At 64.6% G+C, this 26,003-nt stretch carries 22 protein-coding genes, 4 tRNA genes and 1 pseudogene; 17 read left to right on the plus strand and 10 right to left on the minus strand.

All coding sequences use genetic code 11. The features are described 5' to 3' along the window. Nucleotides 1-38 precede the first annotated feature (38 nt). On the minus strand, nucleotides 39-482 hold the full coding sequence (locus AC1VV3_RS01650) for a hypothetical protein (RefSeq protein WP_431566590.1): 444 nt from the start codon (nucleotides 480-482) through the stop codon (nucleotides 39-41). 106 nt (nucleotides 483-588) lie between these two features. On the opposite strand from AC1VV3_RS01650, the gene efp reads away from it, so the two are divergent. From efp to prsR, 9 genes are all read left to right on the plus strand, one after another. Beyond that, nucleotides 589-1,152, plus strand: coding sequence for an elongation factor P (efp, locus tag AC1VV3_RS01655; RefSeq protein ID WP_132262497.1), 564 nt, complete (start codon nucleotides 589-591; stop codon nucleotides 1,150-1,152). After that, nucleotides 1,152-1,571 (plus strand): hypothetical protein, encoded by a 420-nt coding sequence (locus tag AC1VV3_RS01660; RefSeq protein WP_132262499.1) that lies wholly within the window; start codon nucleotides 1,152-1,154, stop codon nucleotides 1,569-1,571. The genes efp and AC1VV3_RS01660 overlap by 1 nt, the downstream gene beginning before the upstream one ends. Before the next feature lie 45 nt (nucleotides 1,572-1,616). Further along, the gene (locus AC1VV3_RS01665) at nucleotides 1,617-2,432 is read left to right on the plus strand and encodes an inositol monophosphatase family protein (protein WP_132262501.1); all 816 of its coding nucleotides are present in this window, start codon (nucleotides 1,617-1,619) and stop codon (nucleotides 2,430-2,432) included. A 94-nt stretch (nucleotides 2,433-2,526) separates the two neighbouring features. Beyond that, a tRNA-Leu gene (locus AC1VV3_RS01670) sits at nucleotides 2,527-2,610 on the plus strand. A gap of 520 nt (nucleotides 2,611-3,130) precedes the next feature. Then, entirely contained in the window at nucleotides 3,131-4,891 is a 1,761-nt protein-coding gene (locus AC1VV3_RS01675; protein WP_482961942.1) for a hypothetical protein, read from the plus strand. A gap of 71 nt (nucleotides 4,892-4,962) precedes the next feature. Beyond that, nucleotides 4,963-6,297, plus strand: coding sequence for an amidohydrolase (locus AC1VV3_RS01680; protein WP_431566592.1), 1,335 nt, complete (start codon nucleotides 4,963-4,965; stop codon nucleotides 6,295-6,297). 185 nt (nucleotides 6,298-6,482) lie between these two features. Beyond that, a complete protein-coding gene (locus AC1VV3_RS01685; protein WP_132262531.1) occupies nucleotides 6,483-7,868 on the plus strand; it encodes a TIGR03013 family XrtA/PEP-CTERM system glycosyltransferase in 1,386 nt (461 codons plus the stop codon). Next, nucleotides 7,865-9,994 (plus strand): XrtA/PEP-CTERM system histidine kinase PrsK, encoded by a 2,130-nt coding sequence (gene prsK, locus AC1VV3_RS01690; protein ID WP_482961943.1) that lies wholly within the window; start codon nucleotides 7,865-7,867, stop codon nucleotides 9,992-9,994. Before AC1VV3_RS01685 ends, prsK begins: the two co-directional genes overlap by 4 nt. Nucleotides 9,995-9,996: 2 nt before the next feature. After that, entirely contained in the window at nucleotides 9,997-11,361 is a 1,365-nt protein-coding gene (gene prsR, locus AC1VV3_RS01695) for a PEP-CTERM-box response regulator transcription factor (RefSeq protein ID WP_132262535.1), read from the plus strand. Between the two features lie 53 nt (nucleotides 11,362-11,414). Here the strand turns inward: prsR and panB are convergent, their stop codons facing one another. Beyond that, nucleotides 11,415-12,284 carry a 3-methyl-2-oxobutanoate hydroxymethyltransferase gene (panB, locus tag AC1VV3_RS01700; RefSeq protein WP_132262537.1) on the minus strand — a complete coding sequence of 290 codons (870 nt, stop codon included), beginning with the start codon at nucleotides 12,282-12,284 and terminating at the stop codon, nucleotides 11,415-11,417. 201 nt (nucleotides 12,285-12,485) lie between these two features. On the opposite strand from panB, the gene AC1VV3_RS01705 reads away from it, so the two are divergent. The 3 genes from AC1VV3_RS01705 to AC1VV3_RS01715 all read left to right on the plus strand — a co-directional run bounded on the left by AC1VV3_RS01705 (nucleotide 12,486) and on the right by AC1VV3_RS01715 (nucleotide 15,174). Beyond that, nucleotides 12,486-14,003 (plus strand): amino acid permease, encoded by a 1,518-nt coding sequence (locus AC1VV3_RS01705; protein ID WP_132262539.1) that lies wholly within the window; start codon nucleotides 12,486-12,488, stop codon nucleotides 14,001-14,003. Between the two features lie 210 nt (nucleotides 14,004-14,213). Further along, nucleotides 14,214-14,411 (plus strand): hypothetical protein, encoded by a 198-nt coding sequence (locus AC1VV3_RS01710; protein ID WP_132262541.1) that lies wholly within the window; start codon nucleotides 14,214-14,216, stop codon nucleotides 14,409-14,411. Between the two features lie 43 nt (nucleotides 14,412-14,454). After that, nucleotides 14,455-15,174 carry an extensin-like domain-containing protein gene (locus AC1VV3_RS01715; protein ID WP_431566594.1) on the plus strand — a complete coding sequence of 240 codons (720 nt, stop codon included), beginning with the start codon at nucleotides 14,455-14,457 and terminating at the stop codon, nucleotides 15,172-15,174. Nucleotides 15,175-15,228: 54 nt separating this feature from the next. On the opposite strand, the gene AC1VV3_RS01720 is transcribed toward AC1VV3_RS01715, so the two are convergent. The 4 genes from AC1VV3_RS01720 to recJ all read right to left on the minus strand — a co-directional run bounded on the left by AC1VV3_RS01720 (nucleotide 15,229) and on the right by recJ (nucleotide 17,472). Then, nucleotides 15,229-15,303 (minus strand) — tRNA-Glu (locus tag AC1VV3_RS01720). A 37-nt stretch (nucleotides 15,304-15,340) separates the two neighbouring features. Further along, nucleotides 15,341-15,415: transfer RNA gene (locus AC1VV3_RS01725), tRNA-Glu, on the minus strand. 37 nt (nucleotides 15,416-15,452) lie between these two features. Then, a tRNA-Glu gene (locus AC1VV3_RS01730) sits at nucleotides 15,453-15,527 on the minus strand. Between the two features lie 139 nt (nucleotides 15,528-15,666). Further along, entirely contained in the window at nucleotides 15,667-17,472 is a 1,806-nt protein-coding gene (gene recJ, locus AC1VV3_RS01735) for a single-stranded-DNA-specific exonuclease RecJ (RefSeq protein ID WP_134092817.1), read from the minus strand. A 70-nt stretch (nucleotides 17,473-17,542) separates the two neighbouring features. Here recJ and AC1VV3_RS01740 point away from each other — a divergent pair, with 70 nt between their 5' ends. The 3 genes and pseudogenes from AC1VV3_RS01740 to AC1VV3_RS01750 form a co-directional block, all read left to right on the plus strand. Continuing rightward, the gene (locus tag AC1VV3_RS01740; protein ID WP_431566595.1) at nucleotides 17,543-18,016 is read left to right on the plus strand and encodes a flavodoxin family protein; all 474 of its coding nucleotides are present in this window, start codon (nucleotides 17,543-17,545) and stop codon (nucleotides 18,014-18,016) included. A gap of 76 nt (nucleotides 18,017-18,092) precedes the next feature. Then, nucleotides 18,093-18,950 carry a hypothetical protein gene (locus tag AC1VV3_RS01745; RefSeq protein ID WP_431566596.1) on the plus strand — a complete coding sequence of 286 codons (858 nt, stop codon included), beginning with the start codon at nucleotides 18,093-18,095 and terminating at the stop codon, nucleotides 18,948-18,950. Nucleotides 18,951-19,028: 78 nt separating this feature from the next. Beyond that, nucleotides 19,029-19,250: pseudogene (locus tag AC1VV3_RS01750) on the plus strand (AHH domain-containing protein); the annotation flags it as partial. A gap of 248 nt (nucleotides 19,251-19,498) precedes the next feature. Here AC1VV3_RS01750 and AC1VV3_RS01755 read toward each other — a convergent pair. Next, nucleotides 19,499-20,449 carry an NAD(P)H-dependent flavin oxidoreductase gene (locus AC1VV3_RS01755; protein ID WP_431566597.1) on the minus strand — a complete coding sequence of 317 codons (951 nt, stop codon included), beginning with the start codon at nucleotides 20,447-20,449 and terminating at the stop codon, nucleotides 19,499-19,501. 192 nt (nucleotides 20,450-20,641) lie between these two features. Here AC1VV3_RS01755 and AC1VV3_RS01760 point away from each other — a divergent pair, with 192 nt between their 5' ends. Then, nucleotides 20,642-21,841 (plus strand): FAS1-like dehydratase domain-containing protein, encoded by a 1,200-nt coding sequence (locus AC1VV3_RS01760; RefSeq protein ID WP_431566598.1) that lies wholly within the window; start codon nucleotides 20,642-20,644, stop codon nucleotides 21,839-21,841. Nucleotides 21,842-21,857: 16 nt separating this feature from the next. Here the strand turns inward: AC1VV3_RS01760 and AC1VV3_RS01765 are convergent, their stop codons facing one another. Together AC1VV3_RS01765 and AC1VV3_RS01770 are read right to left on the minus strand one after the other, a co-directional pair. Continuing rightward, nucleotides 21,858-22,325 carry a DUF805 domain-containing protein gene (locus AC1VV3_RS01765; RefSeq protein ID WP_431566599.1) on the minus strand — a complete coding sequence of 156 codons (468 nt, stop codon included), beginning with the start codon at nucleotides 22,323-22,325 and terminating at the stop codon, nucleotides 21,858-21,860. Then, nucleotides 22,325-23,581, minus strand: coding sequence for an ammonium transporter (locus AC1VV3_RS01770; protein ID WP_482961944.1), 1,257 nt, complete (start codon nucleotides 23,579-23,581; stop codon nucleotides 22,325-22,327). The genes AC1VV3_RS01765 and AC1VV3_RS01770 overlap by 1 nt, the downstream gene beginning before the upstream one ends. Before the next feature lie 481 nt (nucleotides 23,582-24,062). Between AC1VV3_RS01770 and AC1VV3_RS01775 the strand changes: the two genes are divergently transcribed. Continuing rightward, complete coding sequence (locus AC1VV3_RS01775; protein WP_132262554.1) at nucleotides 24,063-24,560, plus strand: SH3 domain-containing protein; 498 nt, start codon at nucleotides 24,063-24,065, stop codon at nucleotides 24,558-24,560. 79 nt (nucleotides 24,561-24,639) lie between these two features. On the opposite strand, the gene AC1VV3_RS01780 is transcribed toward AC1VV3_RS01775, so the two are convergent. Next, nucleotides 24,640-25,833, minus strand: coding sequence for an acetyl-CoA C-acyltransferase (locus tag AC1VV3_RS01780; RefSeq protein WP_134092823.1), 1,194 nt, complete (start codon nucleotides 25,831-25,833; stop codon nucleotides 24,640-24,642). Nucleotides 25,834-26,003 lie beyond the last annotated feature (170 nt).

The raw sequence follows: 26,003 nt of genomic DNA on the forward strand, positions 1-26,003 counted from the left end.
TAGGACGGATCCTCAGGCGGGGCAAACCGCCGAGGCGATCAGGTCTCCGGCTCGTTCACGCTGTCGGCCGCGTCGAACTGGCCGCGGCTACCCTTGGTGAGGACGCACCGAATGTCGTTGTCGGTGCCGTCCGCACCGACATGGCGCAGGAAACCCTTGGAGGTTTGGTGCATCTTCATGCCCTTGAGCGCGCCGCCGGTCATGATGACCTGGTCACCGGTCATGAGATAGCTGCCACGCACGCCATCGGGCGTCTTGTAGTTCGATCCCGTGACGGCGCGAAAATCGTATTGTGGCAGGCGGATGCCGACAGGGCCACCGGCCGAGCCGTCCCGCTCGCAGTTGTATTGGCCGACTGCCAGCGTGCCGATCGGCCCGCCGGGCACCGAGGGCGGTGCCGGGCTGGCGGCCAGCGGCACCGATACGAAGCCGGCGGCGAGAAGGAAAGCGACGAAAGGAGCGTTATGAAGGGCGCGCATCATGATGAACCGCTAGCATCCACGCGAAGCAATTGCCACAGCCAGTCTCCTCGGCTAAGGGCGCATGCTTTCCCGTACAGCGGCTCTTTCCCATCTTAAGGTTCATCCCATGAAGATCAGCGGCGTCGACATTCGTCCCGGCAATATCCTCGAATACGAAAAGGGCATCTGGAAAGTTGCCAAGACGCAGCACACCCAGCCGGGCAAGGGCGGCGCCTTCATGCAGGTCGAGATGAAGAACCTGATCGATGGCCGCAAGACCAACGTGCGCTTCCGCAGCGCCGACACGGTCGAAAAGGTCCGTCTCGATACCAAGGACTTCCAGTTCCTCTACGTCGAGGGCGACCAGCTCGTCTTCATGGACATCGAAACCTACGAACAGATCCAGCTTCCCGCCGATCTCCTGGGCGATGCCGCTGCCTTCCTCCAGGACGGCATGCAGGTTCTCCTGGAGCTTTGGGAAGAACGTCCGATCTCGGTTCAGCTTCCCGAACAGGTCGAAGCCAACATCGTCGAGGCCGACGCCGTGGTGAAGGGGCAGACCGCCTCGTCCAGCTACAAGCCTGCCGTGCTCGACAACGGCGTGCGCGTGATGGTGCCGCCGCACATCGAAAGCGGCACGCGCATCGTCGTCGACGTGTACGAGAAGGCCTACGTCAGGAAGGCCGACTGATGCGGACCCTGGCCTCGCTCGTCGCCGCGGCTGCTCTGGTCGCAGGGCTTTCCGCTCCCGCTCAGGCTGCCGCGCCGAAGAAGGCGCCGGCCAAGGCTGCCGCTCCGGCACCGGCTGCCGGAGCGCATGCTCCGTCGCCCGAAGTGGAGAGCGCGATGCTCTACCTGAAGGTGCTGATCAGCGGCCTCCAGTCCGACAAGGTCGAGCCCCCGGTAAAGGGCGCGCTCGTCGGCTGCATCTACAACAATTCGCTGCAGAAGATCAGCGAATCGATGGACAAGGTGATTGCCGAGAATGCCGGCAAGATCCACCGCGACAACCCCAGCGAGCTGCTGAGCGCCATGGTGGCGATCTGCGGCTACAAGCCCACGGCCGCTGCCGGCGCCGCCCCGCAACAACCCGCGCCGCAGGGCCGATAATCATACTGGCCGTCGTGCCGGTACTCGAAGGACAAGGTAAGTTTTATGGCCATCTCCGGTCTCATTCGCGTCATGGAAAAGGCCGCCCGCAAGGCGGGTAGCCGTCTGCGCCGCGACTTCGGCGAAATCGAGCACCTCCAGGTCTCGCGCAAGGGACCGGCGGATTTCGTCTCCAAGGCGGATCAGGCCTCGGAGCGCACCATCTGGGACGAACTGCGCGCAGCGCGTCCCGAATGGGGCTACCTGTTCGAGGAAGCGGGCGAGATCGAAGGCGATCCCGACAAGCCGCGCTTCATCGTCGATCCGCTCGACGGCACGACCAACTTCCTCCACGGCATTCCGCACTTCGCGATTTCCATCGCCGTGCAGGAACCGCGCCTGGACGGGAAGGGCTGGGGTGAAGTCACCGCCGGCCTGATCTACAACCCCGTGACCGACGAGAGCTACTGGGCCGAGAAGGCCCGTGGCGCCTGGCTGCAGGACAAGCGCCTGCGCGTGTCGTCGCGCCGCCATCTCGACGAGAGCGTGATCGCGACCGGCATTCCCTTTGCCGGGCACGGCGATGCGGGCGAATGGACCCGAATCTATCACGCCCTGGCCCCGCAGGTTGCCGGTATCCGCCGGTTCGGTTCGGCGGCGCTCGACCTCGCATGGGTTGCCGCGGGCCGTTACGAAGGTTTCTGGGAAGCCGACCTCAAGCCGTGGGACACGGCGGCAGGCTGTCTGCTCGTTCGCGAGGCCGGCGGCTTCGTTTCCGACTGGAAGGGCCGTTCGCAGCCGTTCCACGACAAGGAAATCCTTGCGGGCAACGACGCATTGCACTCGCGTCTCCACAAGATTCTGGCAAACGCGCTCAAGTGACTTGAGCCGAAGCCAAGGCGCGGCTAAGTCACCCGCGCCGATGCCGGTTCGTCTGACGACTCCTGTTCGAAGACAACCGGCAGCACGTGATCGTGCCCCTGTGGCGGAATGGTAGACGCGAACGACTCAAAATCGTTTGTCGAAAGGCGTGCCCGTTCGAGTCGGGCCAGGGGCACCACACGAAAAGCCGCGAACCCAGCCAGGGTCTCGCGGCTTTTTCGTATTCATGGCCGGGGTGCGGGGAGCGCGCATGTCGTCCACGGCTTCACCGGGACAATCGCTAATGCACGGGACGCCGGCCTTTATCCTCGGGAATGGACGCGATTTAACGGTGAAACACGCATGTTTCGCGCGGCAATTTTTCTACATTGGTAATAACCTTGAAATCCCACTGCCCAGCCGCAGTGGCATGTCTTTCGTCCCTCGGGCCGCGATCGATATCGAGGTCTGCTGGAAGCCTGTTCCGAGTCGAGGAAACGAGGTTCCGGGACACCGGCGGCATTGTATCGCCGGCGCTTCCAGCAGTTCCCGGCCCGGGCGCCGGCCAAAGGCCTGGCGATGAACGGATGACGAGGAACAGGTGCCGGGCATGAGCAGGCGCCGATAACAGAGTTTTTGGAGAGCCGCTTCGGGTCGCATCAAGAAGCGCGTTTGCCAAATCGCCCCCTCCGGACTACTTTGCGCCGGAGGGGGACGACATGGAACCCAGTGCCGACGAATATCGCGACGCCCTCTCGCGCGTCGTCGCCGCCGCTACTTTCCGGTCTTCGCCGAAGCTGGCGGAACTTCTGTCCTATCTTGTCGAGCAAAAGCTGGCCGGTCATGGCGATCGGCTGAAGGGCTATCCCATCGCGCTCGATGTCTTCGGGCGAGACGAGGATTTCGATGCCTCGTCGGATTCGATCGTCCGCGTGCAGATGACCCGGCTGCGCCGGGCACTGGGCGAGTACTATGCGGGGGAGGGAGCAGGCGATCCCTTCCGTCTCGTCGTCCCCCGCGGGTCTTATGCGCCCATGCTCGAACCGGCCGCGGAACGGGGCCAGGAGGCTCGTCAGGAGCCGTCACCCGAAGCGCCGGTTGATACCTCCACCTCGCCGCGTGCGCAGCAGGGGGAGGACATCGTCCGGTCGTCGAGCGCCCTGAATTTACGCCGTCGTTCCTGGGGGCTGCTGGCGGCGCTGGCCTTGGCCGCCTCGCTCCTGATCATCTACTGGCCCGGCGGGGAGCGCGATGCCGTGCTGGTGCGCGCGGGCGAAATGCCGGACGGGCCGGTGGTCTATGTCGCGCCTTATGCGATCACCGGATCGGATCCCGCCATCGAGCGGGTGCGCGATGGGTTGCAGTTCGACCTGATCAACTATCTCGCCCAATTGCCGAACCTGGCGGTTCTTTCGCTCGACGAACGGACCGCGAAGGGCGAGCGGCAGCTCGGCGCTGGAGGCGCATTGGGGACGCAGCCGAGCCGCAAGGGGTTGCGCCCGGCCTTCGTGCTTCAGGGGTCGATAGACGGCGCGGGGTCCACGCTGCGCATCAACTCCAGCCTCGTGCGCATGCCGGGCGGGGTGGTCGTCTGGTCCGGGCGCAGCGCTTCCATCGACTATGACCCTGCCCAGATACTCAAGGTGCAGTCGAAGATCGCGCTCGGCGTCGCCTCGCGCCTCGGCCAGCCTTATGGCGTGATCCACGAGACCATGCGGCAGGATCTGGAAAACCACCGCGATCTCGGCATGGAGCGCTATTTTTGCGAGTTGGAAGCCTACGAGTTCATGCGTTCGCGCCGCGAGGGGCAGCTCGGACGCGTAAAGGAATGCCTGGAGCGGGCCGTCTACGACAAGCCCAATTATTCGGACGCCTGGGCGCTGCTGTCGTGGATGCACCTCTACGAGGCGCAGGCGCACGGTGTCGGCGATTCGCCTGAGGCGCTCGAGGCGGCGAAGCGTGCGGTGGCCGCCAATGCCACCAATGCGATCGGTTACGAATATCTGGCGCTCGCGCTCTACCGGCACGGAGAGGACGACGCCGCGCGCGAGGCGATCGGAAAGGCGCTGGAGATCAGCCCTAACCATTCCGAAGTCCTGGCCAATGCGGGCCGGGTGCTCGGCGCGCTCGGCGAACACGAGATTGCACCCACCCTGGCGCGCAAGGCGATCCAACTCAATCCGGGGCATCCACCCTGGTACTGGTCGGGATTGGCGCTGGACGCGCTCTATCGCGATGAGGCGGACGAGGCCCTTCGCTATGCCCGGCTCGGCGCCGCGGATGGTGGGTTGATGTCGCGCTATCTGCTGGCTTCCGCTTACGCGCAGGCGGGCAAGGGCGCCGAGGCGCGCCGGGTGCTGGAAGAAGCGGCGCGGGCCTATCCCGGCGTATCCAAGGACCGGCGGGAGGTCGTTCGCCAGCTGCGCATTCCGGACTTCGCTGCCGAGCCGCTGGAGGCGCAGGGCCTGCTGACGCGCTAGGGCGCTGATGCGCGCAGGCCGGACGAGGATCCCTATTGCCGCAAGCCACGCATCTTCATACTCTTTCCGGCATGAACGCCCTTCGCACCCGCTCCGCACTCGGCCTTGTCGCCCTTGGTCTGATCGCTTCCGCAACGGCGGTACGCGCCGAGCCGGTTCCCGATAGCATCGCGCGCGACCTGCCGGGCCTGATGACGATCTACCGCGATCTGCACGCCAATCCGGAGCTGAGCTACCAGGAAGTGCGCAGTGCTGGCGTGATGGCCAAGGCGGCGCGGGAGGCAGGCTTCACCGTGACCGAGAAAGTCGGCCAGACCGGCGTGGTCGCGGTGCTCAGGAACGGCGAGGGGCCGACCGTGCTGATCCGTGCCGACATGGACGGTCTGCCCGTGGTCGAGCAGACGGGCCTTGCCTTCGCCTCGAAGAAGCGCGGCGTTTCGACGGCCGGGGTAGAGAGCGGCATCATGCATGCCTGCGGGCACGACACGCACATGACCGCCTGGATCGAGACGGCGCGGCTCATGGCGAAGCGCAAGGCGGAGTGGGCCGGAACGCTCGTCATGATCGGCCAGCCGGCCGAGGAAGTGGGCACGGGTGCGGTCAGCATGTTGCAGGACGGGCTCTATAGCCGCTTCCCCAAGCCGGACTACACGCTGGCTTTCCACGATTCGGCTGACCTTCCGGCCGGCCAGGTCGGCGCGGCCGTGGGTTGGGCGCTCGCCAATGTCGATAGCGTGGACATTCTCGTGAAGGGACTGGGCGGCCACGGCGCCTACCCGCAGGCGACCAAGGACCCGATCGTGCTGGCCAGCGCGATCGTCATGAAGCTGCAGACCCTTGTCAGCCGGGAGATGAGCCCGCTGGACCCGGCAGTGGTGACGGTGGGTTCATTCCACGCGGGCGCCAAGCACAACATCATTTCCGACCAGGCAAAGCTGGAATTGACCGTTCGCAGTTACTCGGACGAGACCCGCGCTCACCTGCTCGAAGGCATCAAGCGCATCGCGCGGGGCGAGGCGATCGCTTCCGGCCTGCCGGACAACCTGATGCCGGAAGTCTCGGTCAAGGATCCCTATACACGCGCCACCTGGAACTCACCCGAGTTCACGCAGGAGGCCGTCGCCGATCTCAAGACCAGGATGGGTGACGGCAATGTGGTGATCACGCCCTCGGTCATGGGCGGAGAAGATTTCGGCGAATTCCGGCGCGCGGACGAGGACCACATCAAGTCCGTGATCTTTTGGGTAGGCGGCGCCGATCCGCAGAAGATCGCCGCGGCCAAGGCGGGCGGGCCGGCCCTGCCTTCGCTGCACAGCCCGTTCTGGGCGCCCCAGGCCGACAAGGTCATTGCTTCGGGCAGCGAAGCCCTGACGCTGACGGCGCTGCGCCTCATGCCCAAGCGCTGATTGCGCTCGTGCCCGGTGCAATGCGTGTAAGGAGCACCGACAGCGCCGGCCGGAATTCGTGGGCTTTCTCGAAAGAGGGCGGCTTCCGCCGGTTTCACGGCTGTCAGATTCACCGACAGTTTACCCCTTTCGGATAAGTCTGGCCTCATTGCCGGATTCGGCTCGGAAAATGGCGCCCCACGACGATGATTCGTCTGTTCAAACACTACATCCCGCATGCCGTGGCCCTGCTGTGGCTGGCAGACATGTTCCTGCTGCTGGGGGCGAACGAGCTTTCCTGGCGGCTGCGCGCCGGGCAGATCGGGATGGCGCTGGGCAGTCTCGTCGACCGGATCGGGCTTCACGCCGGCTTCGCGGTCGTCATCTCGCTGTCCATGGTGGCCGTGGGCGTCTACGGCGCGGAGGCCCTGCGTTCCATGCGCTTCGCGGCCGCGCGACTGCTCGTGGCGATTTCGCTGGGCGTGATCGCGCTTTCCTTCGTCGATTTCCTGTTCGCCGCGCAGAACTTCTGGCGCTCCACGCTCGCCTATTCGATGGCGTTCGCCATCGTGCTGCTGACAGCCAATCGCCTCGTTCTGGGCGGATTTCTCGGCACTTCGGCCTTCCGCCGCCGCGTGCTCGTCCTGGGGGCGGGCGATCGCGCACAGCGTCTGCGCGACCTGGCGGAGCGGCCTGAAAGCGGCTTCGTCATCGTCGGCTATGTGGCCATGAGCGATGGCGCGCCGGTGGTGGAGGAAGCCATCTCGCGCGGCGCCATCCACAATCTCACCCGATTCGTGGACAATCTGGGCGTTACCGAAGTTGTCCTCGCGCTGGAGGAGCGCCGCAACGCGCTGCCGCTGAAGGACCTGCTGCGGATCAAGACCACGGGGGTGCATGTCAACGAGTTCTCCAGCTTCCTCGAACGCGAAACCGGGCGCGTCGATCTGGACACCGTCAATCCGAGCTGGCTGATCTTTTCCGACGGCTTCTCTTCGGGACGGATGATCTCCAGCGTCGCCAAGCGTCTGTTCGACATCGTCGCCAGCGCCGTGGCGCTATGCGTGACGGCGCCGATCATCCTGCTGTTCGCGCTGTTGGTGAAGATCGACAGCCGCGGTCCGGCATTCTACCGCCAGCAGCGGGTGGGTCTGTTCGGTGAGAATTTCGACGTCATCAAACTGCGTTCGATGCGAACCGATGCCGAAGTGGCCGGGGCCCAGTGGGCTTCCAAGGACGACCCGCGCGTTACCCGCGTCGGGCGTTTCATTCGCAAGGTCCGCATCGATGAGCTGCCCCAGGCCTGGACCGTACTCAAGGGCGAGATGAGTTTCGTCGGCCCGCGTCCCGAACGCCCGCAGTTCGTCGCGGAACTCGAGGATGCGCTGCGCTATTATGCGGAGCGGCACATGGTGAAGCCGGGCATCACGGGCTGGGCGCAGATCAACTATCCTTACGGCGCTTCCATAGAGGATTCCCGGCACAAGCTGGAATACGATCTCTATTACGCCAAGAACTACACACCCTTTCTGGACCTGCTGATCATTCTCCAGACGCTGCGCGTGGTCCTGTGGAGCGAAGGCGCGCGATGAGCGCGGCCCGCAGCCTGGATTTTTGGACGACCGCAGGGATCGCATTCGACCTGACCGGCGCCATTGCCGTCGCCAGCCTGGCGCTCTGGCTCTGGCCTCGTCGCGGGCGCCTGGCGGGAGCCGGAGGCGCGGTCGTCGCAGCGCTTTTGGTGACGGCGGGCTGGTGCATCGCGGCGGCCGTGGGCCTCACTGCCGAAGTTCCCATGTTTGCCTCCTTTGCGGAGAGCATCCGCAATCTCGCATGGCTGGTGGCGATCTACCGGCTTTTCGCGGGCGATGGGCGTCATTCCAGCCTTGCGCCGATTCGGCCGGTGATCTTCGCACTGGCTTTCGTCGAGACGTTGCACCTCAGCATGACGCTGGCCCTGACTTACCTCTCGGTGAAGGGCGGTCTCGCCAATCTGGGGTTCGAGATCGAGGTCATGCTGCGCCTGCTCGTCACCGTGGGCGGGCTGGTGCTGGTACACAACCTCTACGCGGGCGCACCGCGTGAAGTGCGACCGGCCTTGCGCTGGCCCGCAATCGGGCTGGCGGTCCTCTGGTCCTTCGACCTCAACCTCTACACCGTGGCCTATCTCGCGCGAAGCTGGCCGAGCGAGATCGCGGCGCTGCGCGGCATCGCGGCAATCGTGCTGGCGGGCTGCTTTGCCCTGACCGCATCGCGCAACCGCGACGAATTGCGGCTCAAACCCTCGCGCGCGGTCACGTTCCAGACTTTCTCGCTGCTCGTCATCGGCGTCTATCTGGTCGCCATGGTGTCGGTCGCGCAGTGGCTGTCCTATGCGGGCGGCGATTTTGCGCGGCTGATCGAGATGGCTTTCCTCACGTTCGCCAGCGCGATAGCCCTCGTGGTGCTGCCTTCGCGGCGCGTGCGCAGCTGGCTCAAAGTCATTCTCGCCAAGCATTTCTTCCAGCATCGCTACGACTACCGCGAGGAATGGCTGCGCTTCACCCGGACCATCGGCAAGAACGACGACGAGACCCTTCCGCTCAGCGAGCGCGTGGTGCAGTCCCTGGCGGATATCACCTACAGCCCTGCCGGCCTGCTGCTGTGCCCGGACGAGCAGGGCGATCTCATGCTCGCTGCCCGCTGGAACTGGCCCGAAGTGGATGTGCCGGCCCTGGCCTACCCGCTCGCCGCCCTCGGACCGTTCGAGCAGACCTGCTATATCGCCGATCTCGACGAGGTGCGCGCAGGCGTCGTCGCCGAAGGTTTTGAGATAGCCCCCCCCGACTGGCTGCTTGCCGAGCGCCGTGCCTGGGCGTTGGTTCCGCTGGTGCATTACGAAAGGCTCGTCGGCATGGTCGTGCTGGCGCGCCCGGCGATGGCGCGCAAGTTCGACTGGGAGGATTTCGATCTGCTGCGGGTGATCGGCCAGCAGCTCGCCAGCTATCTGGCCGAGCACGCCAGCCAGGAAGCCCTGGCGGAATCGAGCCGGTTCGAGGATTTCCACCGCCGCATCGCCTTCGTCATGCACGACATCAAGAACCTGGCCAGCCAGTTCAGCCTGCTCGCGCGCAATGCCGAACTTCATGCCGACAAGCCCGAGTTTCGCGCCGACATGCTTGTCACGCTGCGCAATTCCTCGGACAAGCTCAATGCCCTGCTGGCCCGCCTCTCGCGCTATGGGGCCGGCGGCGTGGACCGGCTGCACGATGTGGGCGCCGCGGATGTCGCCCGCAGCGTGGTCGCCCGCTTCAACGGCCACCGGCAAGTCGTGCTGGGCGAAGTCCAGGACCTTGTCGCCACGGCCAACGCCCATTCGCTCGAACAGGTTCTGGTCCATCTGGTGCAGAATGGACTGGACGCCAGCCGGCCCGAGAGCCCGGTCATCCTGTCCATCCGCGCGGACGGCCTCAGCGCCCGCTTCGAAGTGGCCGATTCCGGCACCGGAATGTCGGCCGAATTCGTCCGCAACCGGCTGTTCAAGCCCTTCGTTTCCACCAAGAGTGGCGGCTTCGGCATCGGCGCCTTCGAGGCGCGCGAGCTGGTGAAGGCGATGAAGGGCCGGCTCGACGTGGAATCGCGGGAAGGGCTGGGATCGCGCTTCATTGTTCGCATACCGCTGGCCGCAGCCACCGACATGTATCTCAACCGCACTGACAAGGACCAGAAGGTAGCCTGAGAATGACCGAGACCCGACCCAAGCTCCTCGTCGTCGAGGACGATGCCGGTCTTCAGGCGCAGCTCAAGTGGGCCTATGAGGATTTCGACGTGGTCGTTGCCGGCGACCGGCCCTCGGCGCTGGCGCTCCTGCGCGCCGAGACGCCCGACGTGGTGACGCTGGACCTCGGCCTGCCTCCAGATCCCGACGGCACGACCGAAGGCTTTGCCGTGCTCGACGAGATCATGGCGCTGAAGCCCGACACCAAGGTGATCGTCGCATCCGGCCATGGCGCGCGCGAATCCGCGCTTCAGGCGATCGCGCGCGGCGCATACGACTTCTATCAGAAGCCGGTCGACATCGACGCCCTTGGCCTGATCGTGCGCCGCGCCCTTCAGCTTCACCGGCTCGAGGAGGAAAACCGCCGCCTCGCCTCGCGGGTCGAGAAGGACGAGAAAGTGCTCGGGAGGCTGATCACCGCAGCGCCCGAAATGGTCCGCGTGGGGCGGACCATCGAGCGGGTGGCGAACACCAATGTCTCGGTCATGCTGCTCGGCGCGAGCGGCACCGGCAAGGAACTGCTGGCGCGCGGGCTCCATGAGGCCAGCGGACGTGCCAAGCGCGAGTTCGTGGCCATCAACTGCGCCGCGATCCCGGAGAACCTGCTCGAAAGCGAATTGTTCGGCCACGAGAAAGGCGCTTTCACCGGGGCGGTCAAGACCACGCCGGGCAAGATCGAGCAGGCGGCGGGGGGGACATTGTTCCTGGACGAAGTGGGCGATATCCCGCTCCAGTTGCAGGTGAAGCTGCTGCGCTTCCTGCAGGAGCGCGTGATCGAGCGGGTCGGCTCGCGCGAATCGATCCCGGTCGACACGCGCATCGTCTGCGCCACGCATCAGGACCTCGAAGCCATGATCGGGGAAGGGCGCTTCCGAGAGGACCTGTTCTACCGCCTGGCCGAGATCGTGGTGCGCATTCCCGGCCTAGCGGAGCGGCCCGGCGATGCCACGCTGCTCGCCAAGGCTTTCCTCCACCGATACGCCAAGGAAATGAACCCCAGCGTGCGCGGTTTCGCTGCCGATGCGCTGGCGGCGATCGACGCCTGGCACTGGCCGGGCAACGTACGCGAGCTGGAGAATCGGGTGAAGCGCGCCGTCATCATGGCGGACGAAAAGCTGGTGGGCGCCGCCGATCTCGACCTGGCCGCTCCCGACGAGCAAGTGATCAACGCGCTCAACCTCAAGACCGCGCGCGAGCAGGCAGACCGCAAGGTCATCCGCCATGCACTCGCGCGCAGCGAAGGCAATATTTCCAGCACGGCCAAGATGCTGGGGATCAGCCGGCCGACGCTCTACGATCTGCTCAAGCAGTACGACCTGCAGAACTGATCGCCGGCGTCAGTGCCGGCCGGGGTCAGGCCGGTTCCGTTCTGGGGGCCGGCTTACTTCGGTTGATAGGTCTGTTCCGGACCGGGGAAGCTGCGTGCGCGCACTTCCTCGGCATATTTCGCGGCAGCCTCGGAAACGAGCCCGGCCATGTCGGCATAGCGCTTCACGAAACGGGGCACGCGGTCGAACATGCCCAGCATGTCTTCGGCCACCAGGACCTGTCCGTCGCACTGGGCCGAAGCGCCGATGCCGATGACCGGAATGTCGAGGCTATGGGTGAGCGAGATGGCGATCGGCTCGAGAACGCCCTCCACCACGACCGAGAAGGCGCCGGCGTCCGCTACGGCCTTGCCGTCCGTGATGATCTTGGCGTGCTCTTCCTGGCTGCGTCCACGCGCGCCGTAACCGCCCAGTGCGTTGACCGCCTGCGGAGTCAGCCCGATATGCGCCATCACCGGGATGCCACGCTGCGTGAGGAACGCGATGGTTTCGGCCATGGCGACGCCGCCCTCCAGCTTGACGGCCGCACAGCCGGTTTCGGCCATGATCCTTGCCGCGGAAGCGAAGGCCTGCTGCGGGCTTTCCTCATAGGAGCCGAAGGGCATGTCGACGACGACGAGCGAATGGTAGCTGCCGCGCACGACGGCGGCGCCGTGAGCGATCATCATGTCGAGAGTGACGGGAAGGGTGGAGGGAAGCCCGTAGATCACCTGGGCCAGGGAATCGCCCACCAGCAGCACGTCGCAATGTTCGTCGAGAAGCTGGGCCTGGCGCGCCGTATAGGCGGTGAGCATCACCAGCGGCTCCACGGTCTTGCCTTCCACCTTGCGGCGCTGGATGGCAGGTACGGTCAGGCGCTTCATGGGCGCGGGCGTGGGGTTGGCGCGACTGGTCGCGGTGTCGAGCTGGAAGGTCGTAGACATGGATTCGCTTCTAGCGCGGGTTGGATGATGCGCAAAAGCGCATTTTCGTTGCGGCGCATCGGAACAAGGCGATGGTCATGGCCAGACTGCGGCCAAAGCGGAACAATCTCGGTAAAGCTGGGGAGCCGATAGCGTTAAGGCTTGCCATGCCGCCGCAGCCCGCTAGCGTCGGCGCATATAGAAATTCGGGGGTCGACCGCAATGTTCGGACGCGTAAAGCCGCTCGACGCCATTCTGGCGACAGCGGAAAAGAAATCACTTCACAGGACGCTGGGCGCGTTCCAGCTGACGATGCTTGGCATCGGCGCCGTCATCGGCACGGGCATTTTCGTTCTGACGGCGGAAGCCGCGCAGAAGGCTGGCCCGGGCATGATGTTCTCGTTCGTCATCGCGGGCTTCGTCTGCGGTGTGGCCGCGCTTTGTTACGCCGAGATGGCAGCCATGGTGCCGGTATCCGGCTCCGCCTATACCTATAGCTATGCCGTGATGGGCGAGCTGGTCGCCTGGATGGTCGGTTGGGCACTCATTCTGGAATATGCCATTGCCGCCGGCGCCGTTTCGGTCGGTTGGTCGGGCTATTTCATCGGGTGGCTCAACAGCAGCTTCGGCATGCATATTCCGTACGATTTCGTGCGGGGGCCGTTCGACGGCGGCATCATCAACGTGCCGGCGATGCTGATCGCGGCGGCGGTGACGGCGCTGCTCATCAAGGGCACCAAGGAAAGCGCCACGGTCAATGCGGTGCTCGTGGGCATCAAGATCCTGGCGCTTACCCTGTTCGTGGCCCTGACGATCCCGATCATCCGCTCGGGTCACTTCACGCCTTTCGCGCCGCTTGGCTTCACCGGCATTTCCAGCGCCGCAGCCTCGATCTTCTTCGCCTATGTCGGCTTCGACGCCGTCTCGACGGCCGCGGAGGAAACCACCAACCCGCAACGCAACATGCCGATCGGCCTGATCGGCAGCCTTGCGATCTGCACCATCTTCTACATGCTGGTGGCGTCGGGCGTGATCGGTACCGTCGGCGCGCAGCCGGTGTTCGGCGCCAATGGCCAGGCGCTGTCGCCGGGAACGCCCGAGCTTTCGCAAGCCTGTGCGGCAATCCATGAAAATGCCGTGGTCTGCTCCAAGGAAGCGCTGGCCTGGACCCTGCGCCAGGTCGGCTATCCCTTCGTGGGCTGGCTGGTGGGCGCCGCCGCGATCATCGCGTTGCCCTCGGTCATCCTGATGATGATGTTCGGCCAGACCCGCATCTTCTTCGTGATGAGCCGCGACGGCCTGCTCCCCGAGTTCTTCTCGAAGGTGCACCCGCGCTTCCACACGCCGCACGTCATCACGCTGCTGACCGGCCTGTTCGTGACGCTGTTTGCAGCCTTCTTCCCGGTCGGCCTGCTGGCAGACGTGTCGAACTCCGGCACGCTCTTCGCCTTCGCAGCGGTTTCGATCGCGGTCATGGTGCTGCGCAAGACCGACGGCGCACGCAAGCGCCCGTTCCGGACCCCGGCCATCATGGTGACGGCGCCGCTGGCCATCATCGGCTGCATCTACCTGTTCTTCAGCCTCTCGGTGCAGACCATCGCGCTGTTCGTCGGTTGGGCCATGCTCGGACTTCTGGTCTATTACGGCTATAGCCGTTCGCGCAGCCATGTCGGACGCGGGCTGATCGAAACCCACGAGGTCGACAGCGACGCGCCGCCCCAGCCGGTGCCGCCGGTCTGAGCGGAGGCCGCGGCAACTGAAAAAGAAAAAGGGGAGCCAGACCGGCTCCCCTTTTTTGTGCGCATCACACAGGTTTTCCGCCCATTATCCACCGGCCATGCACCGGTTTTGCCGGAATTGTCCACAGCGCCTCCATGCCGCCCAGTAGGAGGAAATTTACCTGTCGCTGCCAAAATCCCGACAGGCTTATTCAAAAACCGGACACCATCCATGTCGGCCATCAAGGCGTTGATTCCAGGGTTCCTGCTCACCTGGGTCGTTTCTCTCGTCATCGGATCCCAGGGATCGCGCGGCGGCATGCTTGCGATCACCCATACCTTCTACCAGGGCCACGAACTCTACTGGTCCTGGCCGCTCTTCTGCGGTGCAACGGCGCTGGCCTGGGCGCTCTTCGCACTGATGGACTGAGGCCCGGCCGGAGCAAGCGCCCCTCCCATGCGTTGGGCGAGGAATGTCCTTCCCATTCGACCGTTTCATCGTCGCTGCACTTCTGTTGGCCTGCCTGGTGCTCGCCGGGCGGGCGTGGCTGCGCGAACATCCCGGCTACGACCCCTGGACGCCCCTGAGCCTGGAGGAACAACCGGGTTGGGCCACCCCGCGAAAACTCTCAGCCCTGCGCGCGGACCGGGGCTTGTGCCGTGCGTTTCTCGATCGCAGTGGTATCGACAAGACGGCCTTGGCGCCCACTGGCAGCGACAGTTGCCGGCGCGACGATCGCAAGGTGCTGGCCGCCCCCGCAGCGGCCGAGATCCGGCTCTCTCCGTCCCGCCCAGAGGCCACTTGTGCCGTCGATGCCGGTCTGGCCTGGTGGCTGCGACACGGCGTCCAGCCGCAGGCGGAGGCGATTTTTGGCAGCAGGGTGGTCAGGATCGAGCAACTCGGCACGTATAACTGCCGCCGCATAGGCAACGGCACCAAGGGTAACTGGAGCGAACATGCCACCGGCAATGCCATCGACATTTCGGGGTTCGTGCTGGCGGATGGCAGGCGGCTGAGTGTGCGCAAGGACTGGAAGGGTTCGGTCGAAGCCGCGGCCTTTCTCCACGCCGTGCGCGATTCGGCCTGCAATGCGTTTTCGACGGTGCTTTCGCCGGACTACAACGCCGCCCACGCGGATCATCTTCATCTCGATCAGGCCAACAGGACCGCTGGTTGGCGCGCATGTCGCTGATATATCGGCAATGTCGGAGAAGAAGGGGGAAGTGGGCGCTGGCCCGAAATCTGCTGGTGACCCCTACGGGAATCGAACCCGTGTTTCAGCCGTGAGAGGGCCGCGTCCTAACCGCTAGACGAAGGGGCCATATGGCCAGCATGTGCCGCTGGAAGGCGGATGTAAATGGTGACCCCTACGGGAATCGAACCCGTGTTTCAGCCGTGAAAGGGCCGCGTCCTAACCGCTAGACGAAGGGGCCGTGAAGCCATTTTATCCACCTTGACGCACCAACGAGATGGTGACCCCTACGGGAATCGAACCCGTGTTTCAGCCGTGAAAGGGCCGCGTCCTAACCGCTAGACGAAGGGGCCAATCGGTGTTGCGCCGGAGGCAGGACCGGCCCTCTAGCGGGGGTCCGGAGGGGGGTCAACCCCCTCATCGCGAATAATTTGAACTCTCTATGACAAGCCGGCGAAGCGGCGGCTTTGCGGGGGAAGGGCGCTGCACAATTCAGCCGGCGAAGGCCGCGTCGTCGATGTGCAGTTCGGCCTGCGGACGGCTGCCCCAGTCGTCGATCTTGGCGCGTCCCGCCAGCCAGAGGCGGCGCCCTTGTGACGCGTGGAGGAGGGCCTGCCCCATCTCGGTTTCCGCCGAGCGGAAGGCCATGGCCTTGAACCGGCCGCCGTCCTGCCCACCGACGATCAGGCGAACGTGGTCGGCACCGACCGTGTCGGCCTTGATGACGTGCACGGGCCCTACGGCCACTCTCGGCCCCGGCCAGCCCATGCCGAAGGGGCCGGCGCTTTCCAGTTTCTCCACGAGTTCAGGCGTCAATCCACGCGGCGCCAGCGCCAGATCCAGCAACATCGACTGGTTGGCGCTCGCTCGTGACACATCGGCCGCCAGCAGAGCGTCGAGCCACTCGGAGAGCGCCTCGAGCTTGTCGGGAGCGACGGTGAGGCCCGCGGCCATGGCATGGCCTCCGCCCGCCACCAGAAGACCGGCCTGGCGGGCCGCGATGATGGCTGCGCCCAGGTCGACGCCGGGAATGGAGCGGCCGGAGCCTTTGCCATTTCCCGCCTCGTCGGCATCCATGGCGATGACGAGCGTGGGCTTGCCCGTCTTCTCCTTGATGCGCCCGGCGACGATGCCGATGACGCCCGGGTGCCATCCGGCGCCGGAGAGAACCATGACGGCGCGGTTATGCTGGCGCTCGATCTGTGCCTCTGCGGCTTCCTGAACCACTTGCTCGATGCCGCGTCGCTCGTCGTTGAGGCGCGAGAGCTGGGCGGCGATGTCCTGCGCCTCGTCGGGATCGGTCGTCGTCAGCAGGCGTACGCCCAGCGTGGATTCGCCGACGCGGCCGCCGGCATTGATGCGCGGGCCCAGTGCAAAACCCAGGTCGGAGCACGTCGGCGCCCGGCTCAGGCGGCTTGCGTCGATCAGAGCGGCCATGCCGATGTTGTCGCGCCGGGCCATGACCTTGAGGCCCTGGGCCACAAGGGCGCGGTTGAGCCCGTGGAGGGCTGCCACGTCGGCCACCGTACCGAGCGCCACCAGGTCGAGCAGGGCGAAGAGATCCGGCTCGCTGCGCTTCTCGAAGAAGCCGCGGCGGCGCAAGGTGCGAACCGTGGCCACGGCAAGCAGGAAGGCGACTCCAACGGCGGCGAGATGCCCGTGTCCCGCCGCGAGTTCGCTCTCGTCGAGGCGGTTGGGATTGACCAGCGCGGTTGCCCGGGGAAGCTCGGGCGCACACTTGTGGTGATCGACCACGATCACGTCGACGCCGGCCTGATGCGCCATTTCCAGCGCCTCATGAGCCATGGCGCCGCAATCGACCGTGACGATCAGGCTGGAACCTTCACCGGCAATGCGGACGAGCGCCTCGCCGCTGGGGCCATAGCCTTCGAGCAGGCGATCGGGAATGTAGTAGCGGGCGTCGTGACCCAGCCCGCGCAGCAGGAGAATCAGCAGCGCCGCGCTGGTGGCGCCGTCCACGTCGTAGTCGCCGTAGACGGTCATGGTCTCGCCCGTCATCACCGCCTGCGCCAGCCGTTCGGCAGCGGCATCCATGTCACGGAATTCGGAGGGATCGGGCAGGAAAGAGCGCAGCGAAGGCGACCGATGTCGATCGAGATCCTCGCGCGGGACGCCGCGCGACAGCAGGATCTGGGTGACGATGTCGTCCTCCAGCCCGCCGCCGGAATAGCCGGAAGTGCCTTCGGACAAGTCCATGTTGCCGCCTCGCCAGCGCCAGGCCTTGCCGGTGAGCGAACGATCGATGCCGAGTACGGAAGTAACAGGTCGCGAAGCCATGGCGATCCGACTAGACTATGCGGCGAGCGGGGAAAAGGGCAGCGAGGCGATTGGAAGAGGAGAGGGATCGATGCTGGCGATAATCTGGCACAGCCGCACCGGTGCGTCGCGTGCGATGGCGGCCGCCGTCGCGCAGGGCGCGGGCGAACAGGGCGTGCTGCTCACCGCGGCTGAGGCCATGCCGGCCATTCTGCTGGGCGCCAAGGGCTACGTTTTCGTCTGTCCGGAAAACCTGGGAAGCATGACGGGGCAGATGAAGGAAATGTTCGACCGCTGCTATTATCCCATGCTCGGCAGGGTCGAAGGCCGCCCTTACGCCACGGCAATATCGGCCGGATCGGACGGGGCCGGCGCGCTCTCGCAAATGGACAGGATCCTGACCGGTTGGAGGCTCAAGCGCGTGGCGGAGTCGCTGATCGTCAATCTCGGTGCCCAGACGATGGAGGAGATCCGCGCGGAAAAGACCGTTTCGGAGGTGGACCTCGATGCCTGTCGAAACCTTGGATCCGCATTTGCGGAAGGATTGGACCTCGGTATCTTCTGAAGATGAAACCGTTTTGGTTGCATCAGTTAGTAAACAGACTCGACGTTCGCTCTGAACTGCGTCCTTATCGTTCACGTTGAAAACGAACGAGCTGAGCATCTTGGAACAGAACACGACTTGTCTGACCGCGCCGGATGATGGTGTGAACCACGATCCGCATGCGGCCGATCCGGCACCCGGGGACATGGAGTTGGCGCCCGCCGCGCCGGGCAACGGTGTCTCGCTCTTTTTCCGACCCGGGGAGCGTCCGACCGCAGCCGCGATCGCGGCTCTGCTGGATGCCTCGAACGGGGAAATCATGGCCAGGGTCACCCATCGGCCTGCCGATGACGAGGGGTGGCTGGAACTGCTCGCCAGCGGGCTGACTTTCGAGCTGACCGGCCTTGAACCCGCAGACGCTGCGGCCGGCGGCGACACGGTGCAGATCCATGGCTTCGACCGCGCGCCGCTTATGACGGAACTGGAGGCGATTCATCTTCTCCCCGGGCGACATATCGCCGGCGGTGCGGGCTTGCCGCCCGTTATCCGGACCCAGGCCGGACTGGCTGCCAGTCTCGCTCTGAAGCTGCCGGTCGCTGCGGTGGGCTGGCAATCGGCGCAAACCGTGATGGAGCCACGTTATTTCGCGCAGATCGTGGTGAATTGGCTTGCGGGCGGTACGTTTCCCGCCCTCGGGCTGACGGCGCTGCTGCGAGGGGAGGACGGCAGCATCGCAACGCGTGGGTTGTCGCGCTTTTCGGGCTGCGAGATGCAATTGGAGGGGGCTGCGGGCGAGCCGCCCTCGGAAACGCTGAAGCTGGCGATCCGGATCGTGGATTACCTCGTTCGCCAGGGCTCGATCACCGAACCGCGCGAGATCGATACGCCGAAAGGGCGGTTGCTTCTGGAGCCTTCCCGGGCGGGACGGCAGCTTTGGGTCTGGCGGCAAGCTTGATTTTCAGCCGCACCCCTGAGGCGGCATCTTTCGTTTCGCTCCGTCAACCGGCGGGGCCTGCCCGATCATGACGAAGGGCTGCAACGGCATCACCTCCTCCCGCTGCAACTAGCCCGCAGACCGGACTTTCAGCCCTTTTTCATGGCGCTCGGCGGGGTGCGGACCTACTTCGAGGACTTCCGCCGTAACGGACTTTTGCTTCCCTGTTCTGAACTGGCTGGAATTCGACTGGGGCTGCCCCTTCATCGGGGACCTCATCGCCGTTACACACAGCTTGTCTGCGAGCGTCTGGGCCAGATCGAGGCTCGATGGTCGCGCGATCGGACGCGGGAGTCGGATCGCGCGACGGAAGTGGCGCGCTGGCGGATCGAACTGCTGCAACGCGCCTTGCGGCGACTGTTGCTTGGGCAATCGACGCTTAGGCCGCTGCTCAATCGCAACGATCCGCTCAGGGCGGAATCCGATTTCCTTGAGCTGGATAGCTTGGTGGAAGCGCTTTGGTCGGGAACCGAACAGGCACTTCAGCCCGCTGCGATTCCTTTGATCGTTCAGCCCATGCCGGAGCGGCTGCGCAATTCCTCGCCGGCAGCCCGGTACTGCGATTCGAACTCGGCGACCCGTTCCGCTACCGATTCGACATTGGAGATGGCACCGATGCCCTGGCCGGACCCCCAGATATCCTTCCAGGCCTTCGCTGCCGTGTTTCCTCCGGAGCCGAAGTCCATCTGGCTCTTGTCGCCTTCCGGCAAGTTGTCCGGATCGAGCCCGGCAGCCTTGATGGATGCGCGAAGGTAGTTGCCGTGGACTCCGGTGAAGAGGCTGGAATAGACGATATCGCCCGCGTTGCCGTCGACGATGGCCTGCTTGTACGCCTCAGCGGCGTTGGCTTCGCGGGTCGCGATGAAGGGCGTGCCGATATAGGCGAAGTCGGCGCCCATCGCCTGCGCCGCGAGAATGGAGCGGCCGCAAGCGATCGCACCGGACAGCGCCAGGGGGCCATCGAACCAGGCGCGGATTTCCTGCATCAGGGCAAAAGGAGACTGCGGGCCGGCATGCCCTCCTGCGCCGGTCGCTACCGCGATCAGCCCGTCCGCACCCTTTTCCACGGCCTTGCGGGCGAAACGGTTATCGATGACGTCATGCATGACCATGCCGCCCCAGCCATGGACAGCCGCATTGACCTCGGGAATGGCGCCAAGCGAGGTGATGACCAACGGCACCTTGTGCCGTTCCAGCACTTTGAGGTCCTCTTCGAGCCGGTTGTTGCTCTTGTGGACGATGAGGTTGACCGCAAAGGGTGCGTCATAACCCTCTGTTTCTTCACTGATTTGATAAAGCCAATCGTCGAGCTGGCTGGCGGGACGGGCATTGAGCGCCGGAAAGCTGCCGACGATGCCCGAACGAACTTGCGCCACGACCAGTTCGGGCGTCGAAACGATGAACATGGGAGCGGCAATCACGGGAAGGCGCAAGCTGTCGAAGGACGCGGGCAAGGTCATGTTCAGTCCGTTTAAGCGATCGATTAAACCGGCATAGTGCCGCGCCGATGCTCTGTCGAGAGGCGTGTCATGCCGTTCAAGCGCTGCAACGCCGGGAGGATATGAGATCGCGGACGGTGGCTTTTGAACGTAATAGACAGCAGTGTCGATCAGGAAGGCTGCGGAGGCGGCCACCAGGAGAGGGAACCGCTTATGTCTAACCAAGCGTCAGGCCAGGGATCGGATCAGGTCGTGGCAGAATTCGATTGCTCGGACATCGACCAGTATCTCGGCAAAGTGATCGATTCGTCGCCCATCCGCGAGCCCTTGGGAAACAACGACATCCGCCGCTGGGCCCAGGCCATGCATTATCCCAATCTCGTTCACTTCGACCCGGCCTATGCCGCCGAAAGCCGCTACGGAAAGTTGGTCGCGCCGCAAAGCTTTCCTATCGTCATGGACGACGGCCACGGCACGGCACCTTCCTGTGTCGGCTGCATACCGAATTCGCACCTGCTCTTCGGCGGCGATGAGTTCTGGCATTATGGCCCGCGCATCTTCGGCGGCGATGTCGTGACCAATGAACGCATTCCCTTTGATTACGTCGTCAAGAGCACCGGTTTCGGGCCGACCTGCTTCCAGCGCGGAGACAACTTCTACCGCAATCAGAACGGCGAACTGATCGCCAAGCAGCGCTCGACCGCCATCCGCTACCTCGCCCATGCCGGCGGCGACACCGTCAACACGGCGGAGTTCGAGGAACCGGAATGGTCGGATGACGAACTGGAGAAGCTCGAAGCCCGCAAGTTCGCATGGATTCAGATGTTGCACGAGCTTGGCCACAAGGAGCGCTGGTGGGATGATGTGAAAGTGGGCGACCATCTGCCCGAACGCGTCTTCGGTCCGCATACGGTCGCGAGCTTCACGACCGAATGGCGTTCCTTCCTGTTCACCACCTGGGGGACGCTCGACCGGCGCGAACTCGATCTTGCGGCCTTGGGCTTCACACCGGAGATGGCCGGGCATGAAAACGATCCCCACATGGAGCGGATCAATCCCGAACTGACGGATGGTGCCTATTTCGGCCCGTCGCGTGGGCATCTCTTCCCGAAATATGCGCGCAAGATCGGCATGCCGCGGGCATACGGATATGGCGCCTCGATGGGGGCGTGGGTTACCGACTATCTGGCGGGCTGGGCCGGGGAATGGGGCATGGTGGTGCACTCCACAGCCAATTACCGGGGCCCGGCACTTTCGGGAGATGTGACCATTCAGACCGCCGAAGTGGTCGATACGATGATCGATGACGAGGGTCGCCATCTGGTGCAGGTCAAGCACAAGATGACCAATCAGAAGGGCACGCTCATGTGCGCGGGCCTGGCGGAGATTGCCTTGCCGAAACGGCCCGGCTGATTACGCTTCCGTTGAGCTATGTCACTCGCGGCCCGAAACGATTGTCGCCGCGGGTTCCCGGCCAAGTCAGCAGCGCGAGGTAAGCAAGGCCGAAAGCGGGCAGAATCGCCCAATCCACCCAGTGGAAGATGCTTTCGGCCATTGCCCTGGCGTCCCATCCGAGGCTGCGCTGGAGGATCTCCAGCAGCAGCAGGCGCAGCGCGCCGATCATGAGAGCCAGTGTCCACCAACCGCTGAGGCCGATATCGTGGAAGCGCCGTACCGCAAGCGCCGGCGCCGGCAGGACGCAGACAAGGACCAGTGCGAGGCCGATCCACGAGGTGAGGGGGCCTTCCATGACCCAGGACACGAGGCCGGAAAGGAGCGCCGCGATGAGCGCGGCGGACATCAGGTAGATCCATACCTCGCTTCGCCGCGAGCGTCCCGACGGCGTAAGGCTCAGCCGAAGCGTTCGCCCGATGGCGTGAAGGGGATGGTCCTTCATCAGGGCAACGGCTCTCCGCCGTGACCGTGGCTGGCAAGGTCGAGGCCGGCCAGTTCGGCGTCTTCGGACACGCGCATCGGGAAGAGGAGGGAGGCCATGAGGGCAACGATCGCTGTCGCCATTCCCGACCAGAAAATCACGATGGCGAGTGCATATAATTGTGCAATAAGCTGCGTTTTCATGGACATGTCGCCGAAATATCCGATGCCTCCGAGGCTCGGGGAAAGAAACAAGCCGAGCAGCAGGGAGCCCAGAATACCGCAGGCTCCGGACACTGCGAAAACATCCAGAGTGTCGTCGACGTTGAGGGCCTCGCGGATCAGGCGGCGCGTCGGAAACCCCGTCAGCGCCCCGAGGACGCCGAAAAGCATGGCGGCGCCAGGTGAGATGTAGCCTGCCGCGGGTGCACTGACGGCCATGCCGGCTATGACGCCTTTACCCAGGCCAATGGCCGTGACCCGACCGATGGACAGTCGCTCGAGGCCGGCCCAGGTCAGGGCCGCGGCCGCGATGGCGAGGTGGGCCGCGATCATCGCCGCCGCCGCATCGTCATTGGCGGCAACAGCCCAGCCTCCGCATAGACCCAGAGCGCCGATCCAGACGATCGCGCTGCCGGAGAGCGCGAGCGCCGGGTTTTGTGGTCTGCCCGACTGACCCGGAAAACCCAGCCTGCGCCCCATGAGGAGGGCGACGACGAGTGCAGAGACACCCGCGCTGGTAAAGGTCACGAGACCGCCGGCCCAGTCCAGCACACCCAGATTTCGCGAGAGCCAGCCACCGCCCCAGATCCAGTGGGCAATCGGGGCTTGGACAACCAGGGTCCAGAGCGCGCTGAAAGTGACTACCCAGCCGAAGCGGGCACGTTCGGCCCAAGCTCCGATCATGAGGGCCGGCCCCAGCGCGGCCACGGCGATCTGGAACAGGGCGAAGGCGCTTTCGGCAGTTCGGGTTCCGCCCCGCAAGTTGCCAAGCTCGATCAGCATCCAGGCATTGCCGCCACCGATCCATCCGCCGGTAATGTCGCCGAATGCAAGCGTATATCCCACCAGGCCCCAGAGCAGCGTCACCACCGCCGAGACCGCGGCGGTCTGGATGAGCACCGAAAGCCCATTGCGCGCCCGCACGCTGCCGGAATTGTGGAGGGCAAGGCCGAGCCCGGCGAAAAGCACCAGACAGGCTGCTGCGATCATCCAGGCCGTATCGCCGCTGTCGGCGAAGTCGGTACGGCCATCCTGCGCCATGGCGGCCACCGGCATGGCTGCCGGCAGAGCGAGAAAGGGCAAGAGCCCGCGCTTCGTCATCGATTGTCCCCATCGGCGTGCCTGGATCGTCGCGCGCCGGAAATCGGTCTAAAGCAGCAAATTGGCTGCACACAAGGGGTTGTACCTGAGGGATTTCCCGCAAAGCCGACTCGGGCTTGTTCGGATGGGTCTCGATCGTTCGCGAAAGATCGGAGGTATCACCGGCAGGGCAATGTCCCGAAAGCCTTGGTTTCATTGCGCATTGGATGTCCGCGGTATCTTGCAAATCCGCTGAGATTGGCTCGGCTAATCATTGAAATAACGAAATAAAAAGCCATCGTCATGTGCCGCTGAAAGCGCCCGATCACATTTGTGATCCAAACTCGGGCAACCTGTTTTCGATCCGACAGTTTAAGCCTTCCGCACTTTCCGGCCGTCCACAGGGCTGGGGTAAGAAACCTTGAAGACCTGTGCGGCTAGAGGGTATGAAATGACCATGTTTCCTCGAAAAGTTCGACAGTCGGCTTTGGCCGCTTGTGCAGTCGCTCTCTGCACCCTGGCCGGCGCTGCCCATGCGGCAGATGACGACAAAGTGCCCTATTGGGCATCGGTGGATACCGATCTCGCGAATTTGCGCGTGGGGCCGGGTGAATCCTACAAGATCGATTGGGTCTATCGCCGTCTCCACTTGCCCGTGAAAGTGCTGCGACGGGAAGGGCCGTGGAGACTCGTGGAAGACCCTGACGGCGCCAAAGGCTGGATGCGCGATCTCCTGCTCTCCCGCCAGCGCTCTGCGCTGGTGAAAGGTCCTGGGCGCAAGGCTCTGGTCGAAATGCATGCGGCGCCCAGTTCCGCTTCGCCCATGCTCTGGCGCATGGAATCGGGCGTGGTCGGCGTGCTGGGTGACTGCAAGGAGGGATGGTGCCCCTTCGATGTTCAGGGGCACAAGGGTTTCGTGGAGCAGGAGATGCTCTGGGGCGCGGGCGCGCCCTGAACTGAGGCCGGTAAACGGCTGGGAATAAAAGAAAACCCCCGCCGCAAGGACGGGGGTTTCTTTTATGCTGTAAGAACGGTCAGGCCAGTTCGATCGCCACGGCCGTCGCCTCGCCGCCGCCGATGCAGAGCGACGCAACGCCCTTCTTCAGGCCCTTGTCCTTGAGGGCGTTGATGAGCGTGACGATGATGCGGGTTCCCGACGCGCCGATCGGGTGGCCGAGTGCGGTGGCGCCGCCGTGGATGTTGACCTTGTCATGCGGGATGCCCAGGTCGTGCATCGCGAACATGGCCACGCAGGCGAAGGCCTCGTTGACTTCGAACAGATCGACGTCCGAGAGCTGCCAGCCCACCTTTTCCATCAGCTTGGTGATGGCGCCCACCGGTGCCGTGGTGAACTTCGCAGGCTCCTGCGCATGAGCAGCGACGCCGACGACGGTGGCGACGGGCGTCAGGCCCTTTTCCGCGGCAACGCTGGCGCGGGTCATGACGACCGCGGCCGCACCGTCCGAGATGGAGCTGGAGCTGGCGGCGGTGATCGTACCGTCCTTGGCGAAGGCAGCGCGCAAGGTGCGGATCTTGTCGGGATTGCCCTTGGGCGGCTGCTCGTCGCTGTCGATCACGATGTCGCCCTTGCGGGTCTTCACGGTGACCGGAACGACTTCGTCCTTGAACGATCCGTTGTTGATCGCCTCCTGCGCGCGGCGCAGCGATTCGATGGAGTAATCGTCCTGGTTCTCACGCGTGAGCTGGTATTCGTCGGCCGTCACCTGGGCGAACGAGCCCATCGATCCGCCTTCGTAGGCATCTTCCAGGCCGTCGAGGAACATGTGGTCGTAAAGCGTGTCGTGGCCGGCGCGGGCACCCGAACGGTGCTTCTTCGAGAGATACGGCGCATTGGTCATCGATTCCATGCCGCCGGCAATCAGCAGGTCGAGCGAACCGGAGGCAAGCGCTTCCGCGCCCATGATGACCGTCTGCATGCCCGAGCCGCAGACCTTGTTCACGGTGGTGGCCTGGACCGACTTCGGCAGGCCGGCCTTCAATGCGGCCTGGCGGGCAGGGGCCTGGCCGAGACCGGCCGGCAGCACGCAGCCCATGTAGATGCGTTCGATGTCCTCACCCGCAACGCCTGCGCGTTCCACCGCAGCCTTGACGGCGGTTGCGCCGAGATCGGTCGCCGAAACTTCGGCGAGAGCGCCCTGGAGTCCACCCATCGGGGTGCGGGCGTAGGAAAGAATGACAATCGGGTCCGAAGCCGAGATCTGGGCCATTATTATGATGCCTTTCACGCGTTGAAAATCAGGTATCCTTGAAGACGACGTAGTGTTGCACTGCACCAATTGCAATTGGCGAGTCCGCCCGAACAAGCACGATCATGCTTCATCCCTGTGGCGGTTCGGGGTCATCCATTGCGCCGATTTTCGCAAGTCCGATGCAGAAA

Source organism: Novosphingobium sp. BL-S-34, assembly GCF_056857015.1.

What these genes read in the sequence shown, in the direction of transcription:
- AC1VV3_RS01650 (WP_431566590.1), bottom strand. Translation starts at nt 482, where the DNA reads ATGATGCGCGCCCTTCATAACGCTCCTTTCGTCGCTTTCCTTCTCGCC.
- efp (WP_132262497.1), top strand. Translation starts at nt 589, where the DNA reads ATGAAGATCAGCGGCGTCGACATTCGTCCCGGCAATATCCTCGAATAC.
- AC1VV3_RS01660 (WP_132262499.1), top strand. Translation starts at nt 1,152, where the DNA reads ATGCGGACCCTGGCCTCGCTCGTCGCCGCGGCTGCTCTGGTCGCAGGG.
- AC1VV3_RS01665 (WP_132262501.1), top strand. Translation starts at nt 1,617, where the DNA reads ATGGCCATCTCCGGTCTCATTCGCGTCATGGAAAAGGCCGCCCGCAAG.
- AC1VV3_RS01675 (WP_482961942.1), top strand. Translation starts at nt 3,131, where the DNA reads ATGGAACCCAGTGCCGACGAATATCGCGACGCCCTCTCGCGCGTCGTC.
- AC1VV3_RS01680 (WP_431566592.1), top strand. Translation starts at nt 4,963, where the DNA reads ATGAACGCCCTTCGCACCCGCTCCGCACTCGGCCTTGTCGCCCTTGGT.
- AC1VV3_RS01685 (WP_132262531.1), top strand. Translation starts at nt 6,483, where the DNA reads ATGATTCGTCTGTTCAAACACTACATCCCGCATGCCGTGGCCCTGCTG.
- prsK (WP_482961943.1), top strand. Translation starts at nt 7,865, where the DNA reads ATGAGCGCGGCCCGCAGCCTGGATTTTTGGACGACCGCAGGGATCGCA.
- prsR (WP_132262535.1), top strand. Translation starts at nt 9,997, where the DNA reads ATGACCGAGACCCGACCCAAGCTCCTCGTCGTCGAGGACGATGCCGGT.
- panB (WP_132262537.1), bottom strand. Translation starts at nt 12,284, where the DNA reads ATGTCTACGACCTTCCAGCTCGACACCGCGACCAGTCGCGCCAACCCC.
- AC1VV3_RS01705 (WP_132262539.1), top strand. Translation starts at nt 12,486, where the DNA reads ATGTTCGGACGCGTAAAGCCGCTCGACGCCATTCTGGCGACAGCGGAA.
- AC1VV3_RS01710 (WP_132262541.1), top strand. Translation starts at nt 14,214, where the DNA reads ATGTCGGCCATCAAGGCGTTGATTCCAGGGTTCCTGCTCACCTGGGTC.
- AC1VV3_RS01715 (WP_431566594.1), top strand. Translation starts at nt 14,455, where the DNA reads ATGTCCTTCCCATTCGACCGTTTCATCGTCGCTGCACTTCTGTTGGCC.
- recJ (WP_134092817.1), bottom strand. Translation starts at nt 17,472, where the DNA reads ATGGCTTCGCGACCTGTTACTTCCGTACTCGGCATCGATCGTTCGCTC.
- AC1VV3_RS01740 (WP_431566595.1), top strand. Translation starts at nt 17,543, where the DNA reads ATGCTGGCGATAATCTGGCACAGCCGCACCGGTGCGTCGCGTGCGATG.
- AC1VV3_RS01755 (WP_431566597.1), bottom strand. Translation starts at nt 20,449, where the DNA reads ATGACCTTGCCCGCGTCCTTCGACAGCTTGCGCCTTCCCGTGATTGCC.
- AC1VV3_RS01760 (WP_431566598.1), top strand. Translation starts at nt 20,642, where the DNA reads ATGTCTAACCAAGCGTCAGGCCAGGGATCGGATCAGGTCGTGGCAGAA.
- AC1VV3_RS01765 (WP_431566599.1), bottom strand. Translation starts at nt 22,325, where the DNA reads ATGAAGGACCATCCCCTTCACGCCATCGGGCGAACGCTTCGGCTGAGC.
- AC1VV3_RS01770 (WP_482961944.1), bottom strand. Translation starts at nt 23,581, where the DNA reads ATGCCGGTGGCCGCCATGGCGCAGGATGGCCGTACCGACTTCGCCGAC.
- AC1VV3_RS01775 (WP_132262554.1), top strand. Translation starts at nt 24,063, where the DNA reads ATGTTTCCTCGAAAAGTTCGACAGTCGGCTTTGGCCGCTTGTGCAGTC.
- AC1VV3_RS01780 (WP_134092823.1), bottom strand. Translation starts at nt 25,833, where the DNA reads ATGGCCCAGATCTCGGCTTCGGACCCGATTGTCATTCTTTCCTACGCC.